Below are 14,198 nucleotides of genomic sequence, written 5' to 3'. Positions count from 1 at the left end.
AGATGAACGAAATTAAAGGCGGTGGTGCTTCGGTAGAGTTATCGACTGACTTGAATGTCATCACAGCAGAAATCAACGCATATCAGCGGGTGGCGGGTGAGGCGGTATTCGAGATTGGGTACAGACTTAAACACGTTAAGGAGAAGGACTTAGCGCACGGTGAGTGGTCGGAGTGGTTAGAAAAGATGAATATGACACAAGGACATGCTCGAAGATTTATACGAGTGTACGATCGTTTTGCTAAACATGCACCGGTGCATGAATTACCTCCTTCGTTATCTGTTCTATATTTGCTAATTCCTTTCGACGATGAAGAACTCGAAAAGCCTCGTGAAATGCCGAATGGTTCAACTAAAAAACTAACGGAAATGTCTCGTAGGGAAATCGAGGAATTTAAAGCACGGGAAAAGAAAGCGTTACTTGTCGCAGAAGAGGCGGAGAATCAGCGTGCGTTTTGTCAACATGTAGTATTTTTCTTTTGATTTTCAACTATATATAGATGTTTTGCGCATAAAAAAAGACCGCACGATCTGCCGCCAAAAAAAATAAAAAAAATATCAAAAAACTATTGAAAGTTTAATAGAAATAACCGATAATAAAGAAAGGAGTGTACCTATAAATATGCGAAATTATCCTATTTTTATTTCTTGATATTAGTATATTACCTATCGTTTATTATGTCAAGCGTATTTATAAAAAAATATTTTATCCACTTTGCGGAGGTTATCCGTTATTTCTTAGTAAGTAAGGGCGCGCTGAGTAGAAAGTTATCGCGTCATACTAACTAAGGGTGGAATTTTTTGAGCAGAACCAAAACCTCGCGCCTATAGTAAATGAGGGTTATTTTAAGTGTAGTAAAAAGATGTATAAGTAGGGAATAGTTTCTGGTGCGTCGCTCCCCCATTGCGGCGTACTAGGTTTTTATTTAAATGGGAGTTAAGAAAATTAACATGCGGGAGTGGTTTATGTGGACGCGATACTATTGAAATTCATCCGACAATCAAAGGGCATATCTCAAGCTGAACTAGCACGCATTACTGGTGTCAGTGCTGCGCTAATATGCCAGATAGAGAAAAACAAAAAGAATATAAGCGATAAGGTAAGGCGATCAGTTAACGACTATTTCGGCGCAGAGTATATAAGAACATGCCGAATTTTTATCGAACAAAACAAAAATGGGGGGATTTAAATGAGCGACAATTATCCGTTTGAAATTGCGAATGATTTTACGAAAAGTCCAAACTGTTTACGTAAGTTGTACTCGTATTACCCTGAGTTTACCGGTAACACGATCGTTGTTTATGAAATACTGTTGGCACGCTACAATTCGCAAATGGGCTATGCGTGGCCGACGATATGGCAAATCGCTCTCGAATCCGCGCAGAGTGAGTCAGGCGTAAAAAGACAGCTGCGCATATTAAAAAAAGTCGGTCTGCTTGTCGTTAGAAAGTCGGAAGTTGCGCGAAATAATACTTACGTGCCTCTCGCGCCCATAAGTGATGAGCAGGAATTTTGGCGAAAGTTTCCGGAAGCGAAAGCAGCCTACGATAAGCACCGGGATACGTTAAAAAAGAGTGAAAAATTGAGCAAAGGAAGGTGGGCAGCAAAGAAAGAATGACGCTATTATTGCTCATACAGCTAAAAATTAGACGTATATACAGTCAAAAATTAGACGTATATACAGTCAAAAATTAGACGTATATACAGTTAATTATTAGACGTTATTAAGATTTACTTATTAAGATTTACCGATAAAGATATACATTACGCCACATATTCGCTAACGCTCATATGTAACGTCGAGGGTTATATAATTAATTACTTTTCGCGAAAGGTATTAGAGACTAATAGATAAGAGATACAAGACTACAGCTAAAAATTAGACGTATAAAATGGGGGCATTTTAAAATGGGGAGAAAACCAATTAATCCAGGGAGTGGCGCGATTGAATTTGCTTTGCAATATGTAGATGGACTGTCTGAGGATTTGGCGCGACCGATTATCGATAAGTTAGTCGCAGGGAACTTGCATGATAGCGATGATAAACGTATAAAGAAATGCGATTGGTGCGGTTACTATTTTCGCGATAAGACAAAGCCTAATACGGCTAAGGTTTGCTGCCGTCAATGTAAATATAGCAAAAGTAACGCAGCCAAGGCAAAGAAGAAAGCTGACGAAGCTTTGCTCAATCCGACTAAAAAAGTTAACACATATACCTATTATGCGGATCATTTAGAGTATCCTTATTACGCAAATGAAAAATACATGCTCAGCCGCGCAGCCAGACACGAGGTACAAATGGCTCCTGCTAGTTTAGAAGTTATTCATCAGCTCATGTCGCGCAATTACAAAACAAAGTCGAAAAACACGCCGACTGATGGAAGTGATAAGTTCGAGGTCAGAGGTTTGAGACACGGACACTCATACGAAGAAGTTGTTATATCAAAGCTTGAGCCGGGCTACTTTGAAGAATTATACGGCGAGAGACACTTGGCGATGGAAAGATGGCGGGCGCAACAATTTAAGTGTAGTAAAAAAGTGCATAGTTAGGGAAAAGGTGCGGTTAGCCCTGATATTTTTTAGGGCAAAAAGTAAAGAAAAGGAGGATAAAGGTTATGAATGCAGAGAAGTTCAGAGCTCTACGGTTTTATTTAGGTATGACGCAACAGGAGTTTGCTAATTTAATAGGTGTATCTTCGGCCACTGTCGGAAGGGTTGAGACGGGAAGCTTGGATATTACACCGCGAGTCAAAGCTAAACTTGCGCATATTAACATCGACGATGGTTTTATTGATTTTTATGAAAGAATGCAAAGTATCTCCTAATATAACAATACATCAAAACAGGGAGGGTGTCAAGATGTGGAATCAAACGAACTTTGGAAGTTAGAAACGGGTTGGCTCGCAGGCTACACGCAAGATCGAGATTTAATCCGCCGTATTAAACGCTACAAGAAGGACTGGACGATCATGGCCGACTACTTTCGCGCTGGCAGGCTTGAAGCGGTTCAATTTCGCATTCCAATCGAGCAAAGGCGTGCAGCAGAGCGAATGTTTAACGTGACATATAATGAAGATAATCAAGCCGTTTGAGGCGTCTAAGGCGAATACCCTAGGCGTACTATTCAAACGTTTTTTTCGTGGCTAGAATCGGCTGTTTGGCTCGAAAATCTGTCAATTACACGTAGTTCCGAGGAGGGTTTGGATGGCATTTACTTATGAGATTATTCGCGGTAAAGATACACGAAAACCGCAACTTGCAAGAGTAACATTTGACGACGGATGCAGCGTTGACTATTTATTCGGCCATTATTTGAGCGAGCGTAAGATTTCCAAAATGTTGCCTCGCCTAGTAATGGATGCGAAGGCTTCTCGCAGAAAGGCGGTGGGCTAATGAAGCGCAGGGTATTTGAGGTGAATATACAGCGAACAGAAAACGCGTCAGCGATAGGCATTATTGAATGGAGCGATGATAGCAAGCAGTTATTTATCGCTAGTCTATTCTATGACAAAAAACTCAGTCGTTCGGAGATATTTGACGCTTGGAATATTGCGGTTATCAACGAACTAGACTCCGGTGAGCATACGCTGGTTAGAACGAATGATATCAGCGCTAGGAGTAGGCGAAGGCTCAAGTATCCGCGTAATCTAATGAAGTTTGTTGCAAAAGGGCATTTGATGCCGGCGAAAGAGTTGGCGTGCGATGCGTTAATAAGGAAAACGAATATAAAGGAGAGATTTTAATGATTAAAGCGGAGGAATTTAAAGAGACGCTAGAAGCAGTAGCACACGCGAAGAAAGAGGTATATGTAGAAACGCTAAAAAACGAACTAACTAGTGCAATGATTGACGCAGATATTATCGATTTGTTCGCTAATGTCGCGAATCATGACGCGGACGCGATCGGCGAACTAGCGAAAAGATTAAAGGAGGATGCGTAATGGAAAAACAACAACTTTATTTGCTCAGCGCAGATGGCGGCAACGCAGCCGGTAATATCTACGAATATAGCGATCAAGATGCGAAGATTTTACTCGAAAAAGGGAAAGCCGTTAAAGTAGACTTTTCGAAGTTGAAGTCCTATGAAACGGAAATAAATAGTCTAATGAAGCGCTATAAAGAGCAATGCGATGCATTGAAGGGGAATCCGCGTTATGCAGATAACGAGTCTGAGCGCGAGTTTCAATTGAAGGAGTTAAGACGAAAGTTAGACGAGGAAGTTGCGACGCAACGGGAGGACTACGCGGTCGAGTTAGAAGCTACTTATCGCGAAGCAGCAACGAAAGCATTTTCGTTTGAGACAAGCGAGGAGGGCGTGAAGTTTGCCGAAGCAGTATCGTTGCAGCTCGACCTTGGCATCGGTCAGGATGTTGCGGAAATGTTGAAAGTGGCTATCGCAAGCGCTACTGATGCTGAAAAGGTTGGCTTGTTGACGCAGTGGTCTAAGTTATCGCAGAAGCTCGAAGAAAACGGCGTTAATAGCATAACAATTCAAGATATTGAGGCCGACTTAAAAAAATCTACTGGACTAGACGAAGCCGCATTGCAATTTAAGATTCTTGGAGCGATTAAAGAAACGCAGAATCCGGCAACCGCATACACAAATATGATTGCTGTTGAGAAAGTAAGGGGGGCGATAAAATGAGCGATTTCGAACGGAAAGTAGCAGAGCGGATGAAGCGCAATGAGCAATCGCCAGGCGTTGATCCGAGCCCATCTAATCCGGCAAGAAGCAAGCCGCGTCCAGTAGATAACGAGCAGAAGGGCAGAAGCTTATACCAACGATTAAAACAAGCGGGGAAAATACGGAATAAATAGGGCGCCTAATTTGGGCGCTTCTTCTAATTTTTAGGAGGGATTAAATGATTTATTTTATGTATAGTCGCGCAACAAAAGGCGGAGGCGCACTCGTGAAAACAACTAAAAGTGGGGGAGGCACAACGGCTACAAGTTCAGCAGGCGGTGGCGTAAGCACATCAACCGCAAGTGGGGGCGGTAGTTCTCAAACGTCTAGTGCTGGCGGAGGCACGAAGTCGACAACAAGCACACGAAGCTTCGCTCAGCTAAACTTGATGACGCTAGGACCTGAGACAGTTAGCGGCAGTTATCACGTGCATGAGGTACAAATACCGGGGGACAGGTTTAATCATTCGCATGATATTACGATAGGGAGCCATACGCACAGCGTTACGATTCCGTCACATACGCACAATTTCGATGTACCTAACCACCATCATGACGTAACTATCCCAAATCATTCTCACGAAATTGAACTACCCGATCATACACACGAGATTGAGCACGCCATATACACGCTGGACCGACTACCAACTGCTTGCAAAATTGTAGTTGATGGTAACACGGTGCCTCATACTGCTATAAGCGGAACTAACATCGATTTAATAGATTACTTGAAAAAGGACGATAGCGGAAAAGTAACGAGAGGCTGGCATACGATAGATATCGAGCCGAACGATCTCGCATATATTAACGCGCAAGTAACAACTCAGTTCTTTATTCAGTCACGAGGAGGGGGTAACTACTAATGAGTCTTGTAATAGCTTTCGCAACTACGGATTTCACCTTAATGGTGGGAGATCACCGCTGTACGCACATTCGTGATGATAGTGTTTATTATGATGCGGCAATCAAGGTATATAACGTTAATAGTAAAGTGATTACGGGCTTTACCGGCGACGTAGATGCCACGATGAACCTCGTCAAACATATCCCGGATATTGAGAAGGACGCGACTATCGAACATGTTGCGCAAAGGTTGAAGGAGCTAGTGCCAAAGGACGCTTATCTGACGATAATATTGAGCGGTGCAGATAAAGACGGAAATATGCGAATCGTACAAATGAGTCATACGGATGGTTTCGCGGAACATGTTACGGACGTGCCGGAAGGAGAAGTGCGTTGGCTATCAAGCTACGCTTACGTGAGTCCTAACGATATGATCGAGGAAGAGTTTGCGAAGTTATCAGAATGCAATCCGCAAGAGGTGGCGGAAATGCTAAAGAGAATTGTCGCGAAAGTATCGGAAGATGATATACGCGTAAGTAAAAACGCATCAATTGTTGGAATTATTAAGGAGGAATAACATGAGCAATCATCAAGCAACAATCGCAGAACTGAAAGCAAGAATCGAGCAGATGCGTCGTGACCGCGTAGCTGCAGGCAAGCCAGCCGATCCGCCAAAGCCGTTCTTTCCACTTCCGTTAGCGATTGTGACAGCCGAAAGAATGCCGGACTACTTTGCTTTTATAGTGAAATATGCGCAAATCATCGACGAAACCAACGTAATCCCTGTGGGGGTCGATTGTGCGAAGTTTGAGCGGCATTACGGCGACTTTGACCTGTTAGCCTACACGGATTGGACTGATTCAAGCAAGACGTCTATATGGGCGAGGAGCATACGTGGGGCATTAGGTGAAATCGCGAAGTTTAACGAGGGACAGGAAGAGTTATCGCCGGAGCTGGCGCTACAATCGCTTTATAAGTGCATCCGACTAGCGAGGATAGGAAAACCGCCTACTAGCGACGCAACAATCGAGAAGGAATGTCAGATGTATCGCGATGATGAAGCGCTTTACAAGGCGGAGGTAGCCAAGTGGCGCGGACATTATGCGAAAATTAAGGAGGATGAATAAATGAATACACTGAACGAAATTAAAGCAAATTTAACGCCGGAACAGATGAAAGTTGCGCAGGGCATCGTTGAGAACGAGTTTTTAGGGAAAAAGAAGCTGAGCTACGAGGATTTAGCTGAATCGCTCGGAATCTCAACGCGAACACTCTATAACTGGCGCCAAGATAGATACTTTACGCTCTATCAGTCTTACCTAGCGGACCATTCGTTAGACGATTTCATGCCGACGGCTGTCGCAAAGCTAAAAGAATCTATAGAAGGGCGGTCAAGTAACGGCATTCCGTCGATGAAGGCACTAGAACTATACTTTAAGCTGGCTGGGCGGTTAGTTGATAAGAAGGAAATCGTAAAGTCCGAAGAGAATACCTCAAGGTTACGTGTGACGCGCGAAGATATCAGCAAAGACCTTGCGAACTTAGATAAGATGCTTAATTAATAAGGACTGCCTTCGGGCGGTCGATACATAGCGCTTGTGAACGCAATTCTGACGCAATTAACTTTTGATTCGCGGATAATTACTCATTCGATGCAAATATCGCTTGTGTTATCGGAAAACTTTGGGTAATATTGAGGTAACGTAATCCATCGCTATGATTGAGCGGTGTTATTAATCCGAACGAACAATAACAATCGTCGAAAAAGGCAATAAACGTTGATATTATCGCGTTTAATCTACCGACTAACTGACCGAGCGATTCACTATCGACAACCCAAATGCGATTGCCAATTGCGGCTGTGGATCTTCTTTTAGAACCGCAACAAAGGTTGGTACGCCAGAAGAGTGCTAATCTTAGTGAAGAGATCTTTCCTTTATAAAGGGAAGGTCTTTTTTTACTTTGAATAATAATTTGAAGTCAGAAAGTCAATGTTTAATCCACCAGAAGTGTGGTTGGTAGGTATTATGTGAAAATGGTCAAAACTTCCTCCAGTTTAAGGGTGTAAAAAAACCCGGAATCACATCCGGGCCTTTCTTTTAAAACATTGAAGTACTATGTTTAGGCTGTACTCTTGCTTTAGGGTCAATATATGTTTTAGCGTGACTAACTGCGACTGGTGCTTCACCAAATCCACATGCAATTAATTTTACTTTTCCATCGTAAGTACAAATATCTCCAGCAGCATAAACACCTTCAATGTTAGTTTCCATCTTTTGATTTACAACGATAGAGTTCTTCTGAATGTCAAAGCCCCATTCTTTAATTGGACCTAATGAAGAGACAAAACCATAGTTAACAATAACGGCATCGACGTCGATAACTTCTTTTTCTTCTTCGCCTACTTTTTCAAGGATTACTTGGCTTACACCGCTTTCATCACCAACTAATTCAGCTGGAATATATGGTGTTTTGATATCAACTTTAGAATTTTCAAGGTTTTCTACACTATGTTCATGTGCACGGAATTTATCTCTGCGGTGAACGATTGTAACTTTTTCTGCGATAGGTTCAAGCATTAAAGCCCAGTCCACTGCTGAATCGCCTCCACCAAATATAACGACTCTTTTTCCAGCAAAATGATTGAGGTCGTTAATAAAATAATGAAGGTTTTTTCCTTCGTATTCTTTCGCACTTTCCAATTCTAAACGACGGGGTTGGAATGCGCCGTTACCAGCAGTAATAATGACAGATTTTGAAAAGTGGACATCTTTATCTGTCGTAATTTTCAATGTTCCATCTGCTAGTTTTTCCAATGTTTGTACAGATTGTTCTAAAGATATAGTCGGATCAAATTTGTCCATCTGTTCAACAAGATTATCTATTAACTCTTGTGCGCGGATTTTCGGAAATCCAGCAACATCGTAGATATATTTCTCTGGATAAAGGGCAGAAAGCTGTCCACCTAGTTGAGGTAAGCTTTCAATAATGTTAACAGATGCTTGTCTCATCCCACCGTAAAAAGCGGTGAATAGCCCAGTTGGACCCCCGCCGATAATCGTGATGTCGTAAATCTTCTGTTCAGTCAAAGTGATTCCCCCTAAGTATATTTATGGTGTTTTAATTAGTTTACCATAATATTAGACTATTCTGTATCATTAGGTGTTGCATGAGGAAAAGATGTACCATCAAATGATCTTTTAAGAATAAGCGTTGACTAGAAAAATAAGGTTAAATTTCCTTTAGAAAGGTAAAATGTGAAAGCGGTACCAATGTTGATTTTATAGTATTGATAATCATTATCAAATTAAAAAATCTTAAAATTCTTAAAGTGTCAATTTAGCTTGAAAATAAGATAGAAAAGGAATACTATGTAATAGAAGATATATTTATTAATTTTTTGTGACATTTTTCGAACATTTTTTTGTCCGTATTAGTGAAGAATATCACAATCTTTTATTTTATGAAAAATAGGAGATAAGAAGTACTATAAAATATATTAAAGGTGGAAGTGATACACTTGGAAAAGCCAAAAATCGTTATTTTAGGTGCAGGTTACGGTGGATTAATGACTGCAACTCGTTTGCAGAAACAAATCGGAGCAAATGATGCTGAAATTATTCTTGTGAATAAAAATGATTACCATTATGAAACAACTTGGTTACATGAAGCATCTGCTGGTACATTACATCACGACCGAGTACGTTATGATATAAGTAAAGTAATTGACAACGGTAAAGTTGAATTTGTAAAAGGTACTGCTGTTGAAATTAAAACAGATGAGAAGAAAGTTCTACTTGAAAAAGGTGAGCTTGAATATGACTATCTAGTAGTTGCACTAGGTGGAGAATCTGAAACATTCGGTATTAAAGGATTGAAAGAATACGCTTTCTCTATCTCTAATATCAATTCTGCGCGCCAAATTCGTGAGCATATCGAGTATCAATTTGCTACTTATAATACAGAAGAAGTAAAAGATGATACGCGCCTATCAATCGTTGTTGGTGGTGCTGGTTTCACAGGTATCGAGTTCCTTGGTGAATTAGGTAACCGTATTCCTGAATTATGCAAAGAATATGATGTACCTTTTGAAAAGGTGAAGATTGTATGTGTTGAGGCAGCTCCAATGGTATTACCAGGATTTGATCCTGAATTAGTTGAATATGCTGTTGCTCATCTTGAGAAGAAAGGTGTTCAATTCCGTATTGGCACAGCGATTAAAGAAGGTACGCCAGATGGTATTATCGTAGCAAAAGGCGAAGATGATGTAGAAGAAATTAAAGCTGGTACTGTAATCTGGGCTGCTGGTATTCGTGGGAATGCCATTATTGAAAAATCAGGATTCGAAGCTATGCGTGGACGCATAAAAGTGGATGAGAATTTAAGAGCACCTGGACATGACAATATCTTTGTTATTGGTGATAGTTCATTAGTAATTAATGAAGAAATTAATCGTCCTTATCCGCCAACTGCACAAATTGCTATGCAACAAGGTGAATTAGTTGCAAAAAATATTGCTGCACTTATTCAAAATAAAGAACTAGGGTCATTTACTTTTGATAACAAAGGTACAGTATGTTCTTTAGGTGAAGATGATGCGATTGGTGTTGTATTTGGTAAAAAAGTGGTTGGTAAAAAAGCTTCATTTATGAAGAAAATGGTTGATAACCGTGCATTATTAATGATCGGTGGCGCTTCATTAGTTGCAAAAAAAGGTAAATTCAACGTTCTTTAATGCGTTAAATATAAGAGGGCAAACGATATGTTTGCTCTTTTTTTTATAGATTAATTCATCTAAGGAGGGATAAAATGGGAAAAGTCGATAGAGGTAAAGTATGGCTTGGGGTTAGTGGTCTTTTAATCAATGAAAAGAATGAATGGTTAGTTGTAAACAAGAAATACGGTGGTTTAAAAGGGAAATGGTCATTACCTGCCGGTTTTGTAGAGCAAGATGAAACAGCAGATGAGGCAATAATTAGAGAAGTGAAGGAAGAAACTGGGCTAGCTTGTCGTGTGAAAGAGATGATAGGTCTTCGTACGGGTGTAATCAAAAGTGAAATTAGCGATAATATGATCATTTTTCTTTTGGAAGCTGATACAAATCAGGCAATTGTAATAGAAGACAAAGAATTAGATGATGTCCAATTTATGGATCCACTGGAACTTATTCGTCATCAACCAACTTCAGTCATGATTCAGTATATATGGGAGAGCCTCAATCATAACAACAAAACATTAATTGATGGCATTAATCCTGGAGATCAATTTGGTTACACTTCTTATAAATTATTTTTGTAACCTCGTGATATATTGCATAATTTAAAGCATAAGAAAGATAATAATGCTTGTATGCGTTTACATAAAGGGTTTTTACTGTTTTTTGAACCTTTCCATTTTTGATATTTTTCTGTATTATTTAGTTATTATCAGAAAATTCAATTATTCCAAGGGAGATGAACAACATGACAGTAAAAAATGAATCTAAAGTTTGTATCTATTGTGCAGGTCAAGGGTATTTCCAACTGATCCTTGGAGGATCGGAAACATGTGCTTGTTGCGGTGGTTCTGGTAAACATGAAAAATAAATATAGCAACTGAATAAGGTGTAATGATAGCGCTCTAAATTCTAGAGCGCTTTTAATTTTGTTAAAATGCAGTAGAATTATCTCATCATGCTATCAAATATCAAAATTTTTAAATAAAATTCTGCTATAATAAAGTTTAGTAATTGGCGAAGTTTGTAATGGAGGTTGCAATTTATGCGTATCGTTAAACCTGAATCTCTGCATCAACAGGCATATCATATAATTAAGAGCGAAATTCTTGAAGGGGTATATCAACCTTCTGAGAGAATTGTAGAAGCAAAAGCGGCAAGTAAATTAGGCATAAGTAGAGGACCCGTTAGAGAAGCGATTCGAATGCTCATTCAAGATGGTCTCCTTGTATATAATGATGGCTATGTAAAGGTTTATACACCGACGGTTCAAGATGTAATAGATCTTTTCCAATGTAGAGAAAGTTTAGAAGCTCTTGCGATCAGCTTAGCTATTCATAATATTTCAGAGAATGAGAAAGAAAAGTTACAGGAGAATTTAATAGCTAGTTATCAGGCAAATGAAAAGAAAGATATAATCGAACTCGGTAAGCTCGACCAAGCCTTTCATGATATTATCATTTATGCCTCAAAGAATAAACAGTTAACAGAGTTATTAGAAATGATTCGGGCAAAGATTCATTATATGCGTAGTAATATGGTAAAGGAAAACTTCTATCCTACGTTAGTAGAAGAACATGAAAGAATTATAGACTTATTATTTAGCGGTGATGAAAAAGGAGCACAAGAATATATCAGACAGCATATCAGAAAAGGGCTTGATGGTGTCCTTATGCATATTGATAAAAGCGTGTCTAAATAAAGATCAGCTACTCTAAGTAGAGCCCTACATAGAGTAGCTTTGTTTGATTATTAAGGCAGATTCTAAGTTTAAAGGTTTGATTGTAACACTGGTGAGACAAGTCAGCTTGTTTATTTTATCTGTAAAGTCTCCCGTATGGTGTGCTCTTCTTTGTAGTGACGACCATATATTTCTTTTGAGAGAAGGTCATTATAGAGAATTCAATGGTAATTTCCCATTCCTTTTACTAACTTAGTTAGGTTATTCATTCATAAAAATAGTGTACACATGATCCCGCCTATAGCTAAATTCATCCCCACATTCGAGCTGGCTAATATTTGTTCTAGCAACAAACGCATATATACCTCCTCTGTAACTGAAAGTGATGAAGTTTTCTACTACTTCTTCTTCCTGTTGTTGCGTTATCCTTACTTGTTTAAATGCACAAAGTGAGTATGTCTTTTTCACCCTTTTTTTACATAAACTATGTATGAGGTAGAGCAATTTCAGCTTCATTTCATATCGCTCTTTCAAGTCAAACAAGGCGAATATTAAATGAAGAGGTATGTTGGTTAACTGTTTTCCGTTGACTAAAAATAGAAAATGTTGTAATATCCGAAATATAAAGAAAATTCAGAAGTGTGGTGTGGTGTAAATATTTTAACATGGGTAATTTTCTTTTGTTACTACAATGAAAGCGCATACAAAAAGGGTGGTGTGTAGCAATGAAGGATGGATTACATATTGGTCTATCAGAAGTAATGACAATTAATATCACAAAGGATATGTTTGCGCAGTTCGACGGAGAAGTTGTTCATCCCGTCTATTCAACTGCATCCATGGTGTATCACATGGAGTGGGTTTCTAGAAAAATCCTTCTTCCGTTTCTTGAGGATCATGAAGAGGGAATGGGGGCAGCTGTCCACATGCAACATGTGGCACCATCTGGGGAAAATTCTAAAGTGACTTTAACAGCGACCGTTACGACAATTACGGAACGTTCTTTAGTAACGGAGGTTATTGTGATGAATGAACTTGGACTAATTGGTAGAGGAGAAGTCAAACAAGCGGTTCTTCCGAAAGAAGTAATTGCGAAGAAAGTTTTAGCTACCAACAATTAAGGGGGAGCAAGGATGGAGAAGCTTAATCAGTCTCAAGAAGTAGGAAACGATATTTTTAAGAAGATGGCTAATCATGAACAAGTAGTCTTTTGTAATGACCCGAGTACAGGTTTACGAGCAATTATAGCCATTCATAATACCACATTAGGTCCAGCTCTTGGTGGAACGCGGATGTACCCTTATGAAAATATGGATGCCGCCTTAGAAGACGCTTTACGTTTAGCTGAAGGCATGACAGCAAAATGTGCAGCAGCAGATGTTGATTTTGGAGGAGGTAAGGCAGTCATTATTGGTGATCCGAAAAAGGATAAATCACCTGCCTTATTTCGTGCTTTTGGTCAATTTGTAGATTCATTGAATGGTAGATTTTATACAGGAACGGATATGGGAACAACGATGGAGGACTTTGTCCATGCTTCAAAAGAAACGCGATTCATTAATGGGATACCTGAAGCATATGGAGGTGGAGGGGATTCGTCCATCCCTACTGCTCAAGGGGTTGTTTATGCTATACAGGCAACTAATCATTATTTACATGGTACAGACCTTTTGGAAGGGCGCACATACAGTATTCAAGGATTAGGCAAAGTTGGGATGAAGATTGCAGAATCACTGCTTGAAGCTGGTGGTGATGTGTTTGTTACAGATATTAATCAAGAGGCAATAGCAGAACTTGTAGAAAAGGCAGAAACGTTAAGAGGTAATGTGCAAGTAGTTGATCATCTAGAGATTTACCGCGTATCGGCCGATATTTTCATTCCATGTGCAATGGGTGGAGTGTTAAACGAAAGAACCATCAGCGAATTAAGAGTCCATGCCATTGTCGGATCTGCTAATAACCAACTGGCACATTCTTCTGACGCCGCTCTTTTACATGATAAGGGTATCCTATACGCTCCTGATTATATTGTGAATGCTGGGGGGCTCATTCAAGTAGCAGATGAATTATATGGACCAAGTAAAGAGCGAGTATTGCAAAAAACAAGAACGATTTATCATACCTTACTACAATTATATCGAGAATCTGCTACAACTGGAAAGAACACAGTAGAAGCCGCCCAAGATCGTCTACAAAGACAGATGAAAGAACAGCAACATAGAAGCAACTTTTTCTCTCGGAATGTAAGACCTAAATGGGATTTTAAATGATGGGAGGC

Annotated in this window: 21 protein-coding genes and 1 pseudogene; 21 read left to right on the top strand and 1 reads right to left on the bottom strand. The window is 39.7% G+C overall.

Annotated features, from left to right (window positions below):
* The first annotated feature begins 2 nt into the window (after positions 1-2).
* The 15 genes and pseudogenes from MKX83_RS19675 to MKX83_RS19605 all read left to right on the top strand — a co-directional run.
* Positions 3-482: a DUF3102 domain-containing protein gene (locus tag MKX83_RS19675; RefSeq protein ID WP_341057313.1), complete on the top strand. Its 480-nt coding sequence runs from the start codon at positions 3-5 to the stop codon at positions 480-482.
* A gap of 485 nt (positions 483-967) precedes the next feature.
* On the top strand, positions 968-1,189 hold the full coding sequence (locus MKX83_RS19670) for a helix-turn-helix domain-containing protein (protein ID WP_341056666.1): 222 nt from the start codon (positions 968-970) through the stop codon (positions 1,187-1,189).
* Positions 1,190-1,618 (top strand): hypothetical protein, encoded by a 429-nt coding sequence (locus MKX83_RS19665; RefSeq protein ID WP_341056664.1) that lies wholly within the window; start codon positions 1,190-1,192, stop codon positions 1,616-1,618.
* 290 nt (positions 1,619-1,908) lie between these two features.
* A complete protein-coding gene (locus MKX83_RS19660) occupies positions 1,909-2,550 on the top strand; it encodes a hypothetical protein (protein WP_341056663.1) in 642 nt (213 codons plus the stop codon).
* 65 nt (positions 2,551-2,615) lie between these two features.
* A complete protein-coding gene (locus MKX83_RS19655; protein ID WP_341057311.1) occupies positions 2,616-2,825 on the top strand; it encodes a helix-turn-helix transcriptional regulator in 210 nt (69 codons plus the stop codon).
* A 36-nt stretch (positions 2,826-2,861) separates the two neighbouring features.
* Positions 2,862-3,092, top strand: coding sequence for a hypothetical protein (locus MKX83_RS19650; RefSeq protein ID WP_341057309.1), 231 nt, complete (start codon positions 2,862-2,864; stop codon positions 3,090-3,092).
* Between the two features lie 112 nt (positions 3,093-3,204).
* Positions 3,205-3,393 carry a hypothetical protein gene (locus MKX83_RS19645; protein WP_341057308.1) on the top strand — a complete coding sequence of 63 codons (189 nt, stop codon included), beginning with the start codon at positions 3,205-3,207 and terminating at the stop codon, positions 3,391-3,393.
* On the top strand, positions 3,393-3,743 hold the full coding sequence (locus MKX83_RS19640) for a hypothetical protein (RefSeq protein WP_341057305.1): 351 nt from the start codon (positions 3,393-3,395) through the stop codon (positions 3,741-3,743). The genes MKX83_RS19645 and MKX83_RS19640 overlap by 1 nt, the downstream gene beginning before the upstream one ends.
* A complete protein-coding gene (locus MKX83_RS19635; RefSeq protein WP_341057303.1) occupies positions 3,743-3,940 on the top strand; it encodes a hypothetical protein in 198 nt (65 codons plus the stop codon). Before MKX83_RS19640 ends, MKX83_RS19635 begins: the two co-directional genes overlap by 1 nt.
* Positions 3,940-4,644, top strand: a complete 705-nt coding sequence (locus tag MKX83_RS19630; RefSeq protein ID WP_341057302.1) for a hypothetical protein — start codon at positions 3,940-3,942, stop codon at positions 4,642-4,644. The genes MKX83_RS19635 and MKX83_RS19630 overlap by 1 nt, the downstream gene beginning before the upstream one ends.
* Positions 4,641-4,817, top strand: a complete 177-nt coding sequence (locus tag MKX83_RS19625; protein ID WP_341057299.1) for a hypothetical protein — start codon at positions 4,641-4,643, stop codon at positions 4,815-4,817. The genes MKX83_RS19630 and MKX83_RS19625 overlap by 4 nt, the downstream gene beginning before the upstream one ends.
* Positions 4,818-5,544: 727 nt before the next feature.
* Entirely contained in the window at positions 5,545-6,102 is a 558-nt protein-coding gene (locus MKX83_RS19620) for a hypothetical protein (protein WP_341057296.1), read from the top strand.
* Position 6,103: 1 nt separating this feature from the next.
* Positions 6,104-6,652, top strand: a complete 549-nt coding sequence (locus tag MKX83_RS19615) for a hypothetical protein (RefSeq protein WP_341057293.1) — start codon at positions 6,104-6,106, stop codon at positions 6,650-6,652.
* The gene (locus MKX83_RS19610) at positions 6,653-7,087 is read left to right on the top strand and encodes a phBC6A51 family helix-turn-helix protein (RefSeq protein ID WP_341057292.1); all 435 of its coding nucleotides are present in this window, start codon (positions 6,653-6,655) and stop codon (positions 7,085-7,087) included.
* A 259-nt stretch (positions 7,088-7,346) separates the two neighbouring features.
* Positions 7,347-7,439, top strand: a pseudogene (locus tag MKX83_RS19605) (iron-sulfur cluster assembly accessory protein); the annotation flags it as partial.
* 185 nt (positions 7,440-7,624) lie between these two features.
* On the opposite strand, the gene MKX83_RS19600 reads toward MKX83_RS19605, so the two are convergent.
* Positions 7,625-8,614: an NAD(P)/FAD-dependent oxidoreductase gene (locus MKX83_RS19600; protein ID WP_218971962.1), complete on the bottom strand. Its 990-nt coding sequence runs from the start codon at positions 8,612-8,614 to the stop codon at positions 7,625-7,627.
* Positions 8,615-9,045: 431 nt separating this feature from the next.
* Here MKX83_RS19600 and MKX83_RS19595 point away from each other — a divergent pair, with 431 nt between their 5' ends.
* From MKX83_RS19595 to MKX83_RS19570, 6 genes are all read left to right on the top strand, one after another.
* Positions 9,046-10,260 carry an NAD(P)/FAD-dependent oxidoreductase gene (locus MKX83_RS19595; protein ID WP_341057288.1) on the top strand — a complete coding sequence of 405 codons (1,215 nt, stop codon included), beginning with the start codon at positions 9,046-9,048 and terminating at the stop codon, positions 10,258-10,260.
* 74 nt (positions 10,261-10,334) lie between these two features.
* Entirely contained in the window at positions 10,335-10,823 is a 489-nt protein-coding gene (locus MKX83_RS19590) for an NUDIX hydrolase (protein WP_341057285.1), read from the top strand.
* 164 nt (positions 10,824-10,987) lie between these two features.
* Positions 10,988-11,110, top strand: coding sequence for a YuiA family protein (locus tag MKX83_RS19585; RefSeq protein WP_233435202.1), 123 nt, complete (start codon positions 10,988-10,990; stop codon positions 11,108-11,110).
* Between the two features lie 174 nt (positions 11,111-11,284).
* The gene (locus tag MKX83_RS19580; protein ID WP_095372037.1) at positions 11,285-11,941 is read left to right on the top strand and encodes a GntR family transcriptional regulator; all 657 of its coding nucleotides are present in this window, start codon (positions 11,285-11,287) and stop codon (positions 11,939-11,941) included.
* Positions 11,942-12,645: 704 nt separating this feature from the next.
* Positions 12,646-13,041 carry a thioesterase family protein gene (locus MKX83_RS19575; protein WP_095372039.1) on the top strand — a complete coding sequence of 132 codons (396 nt, stop codon included), beginning with the start codon at positions 12,646-12,648 and terminating at the stop codon, positions 13,039-13,041.
* Between the two features lie 12 nt (positions 13,042-13,053).
* Positions 13,054-14,190 (top strand): Leu/Phe/Val dehydrogenase, encoded by a 1,137-nt coding sequence (locus MKX83_RS19570; protein ID WP_322910420.1) that lies wholly within the window; start codon positions 13,054-13,056, stop codon positions 14,188-14,190.
* Positions 14,191-14,198: the final 8 nt, after the last annotated feature.

The organism is Cytobacillus sp. FSL M8-0252, assembly GCF_038007345.1.
GTDB classification, from domain to species: domain Bacteria; phylum Bacillota; class Bacilli; order Bacillales; family Cytobacillaceae; genus Cytobacillus; species Cytobacillus kochii.
Note: the sequence above shows the minus strand (reverse complement) of the source record. Positions and strands in the feature narration are given on the sequence as shown.

Coding starts and splice junctions, on each gene's coding strand:
- MKX83_RS19630 (WP_341057302.1), top strand. CDS start 3,940: ATGGAAAAACAACAACTTTATTTGCTCAGCGCAGATGGCGGCAACGCA.
- MKX83_RS19575 (WP_095372039.1), top strand. CDS start 12,646: ATGAAGGATGGATTACATATTGGTCTATCAGAAGTAATGACAATTAAT.
- MKX83_RS19585 (WP_233435202.1), top strand. CDS start 10,988: ATGACAGTAAAAAATGAATCTAAAGTTTGTATCTATTGTGCAGGTCAA.
- MKX83_RS19620 (WP_341057296.1), top strand. CDS start 5,545: ATGAGTCTTGTAATAGCTTTCGCAACTACGGATTTCACCTTAATGGTG.
- MKX83_RS19570 (WP_322910420.1), top strand. CDS start 13,054: ATGGAGAAGCTTAATCAGTCTCAAGAAGTAGGAAACGATATTTTTAAG.
- MKX83_RS19580 (WP_095372037.1), top strand. CDS start 11,285: ATGCGTATCGTTAAACCTGAATCTCTGCATCAACAGGCATATCATATA.
- MKX83_RS19655 (WP_341057311.1), top strand. CDS start 2,616: ATGAATGCAGAGAAGTTCAGAGCTCTACGGTTTTATTTAGGTATGACG.
- MKX83_RS19645 (WP_341057308.1), top strand. CDS start 3,205: ATGGCATTTACTTATGAGATTATTCGCGGTAAAGATACACGAAAACCG.
- MKX83_RS19665 (WP_341056664.1), top strand. CDS start 1,190: ATGAGCGACAATTATCCGTTTGAAATTGCGAATGATTTTACGAAAAGT.
- MKX83_RS19610 (WP_341057292.1), top strand. CDS start 6,653: ATGAATACACTGAACGAAATTAAAGCAAATTTAACGCCGGAACAGATG.
- MKX83_RS19615 (WP_341057293.1), top strand. CDS start 6,104: ATGAGCAATCATCAAGCAACAATCGCAGAACTGAAAGCAAGAATCGAG.
- MKX83_RS19625 (WP_341057299.1), top strand. CDS start 4,641: ATGAGCGATTTCGAACGGAAAGTAGCAGAGCGGATGAAGCGCAATGAG.
- MKX83_RS19675 (WP_341057313.1), top strand. CDS start 3: ATGAACGAAATTAAAGGCGGTGGTGCTTCGGTAGAGTTATCGACTGAC.
- MKX83_RS19640 (WP_341057305.1), top strand. CDS start 3,393: ATGAAGCGCAGGGTATTTGAGGTGAATATACAGCGAACAGAAAACGCG.
- MKX83_RS19590 (WP_341057285.1), top strand. CDS start 10,335: ATGGGAAAAGTCGATAGAGGTAAAGTATGGCTTGGGGTTAGTGGTCTT.
- MKX83_RS19660 (WP_341056663.1), top strand. CDS start 1,909: ATGGGGAGAAAACCAATTAATCCAGGGAGTGGCGCGATTGAATTTGCT.
- MKX83_RS19635 (WP_341057303.1), top strand. CDS start 3,743: ATGATTAAAGCGGAGGAATTTAAAGAGACGCTAGAAGCAGTAGCACAC.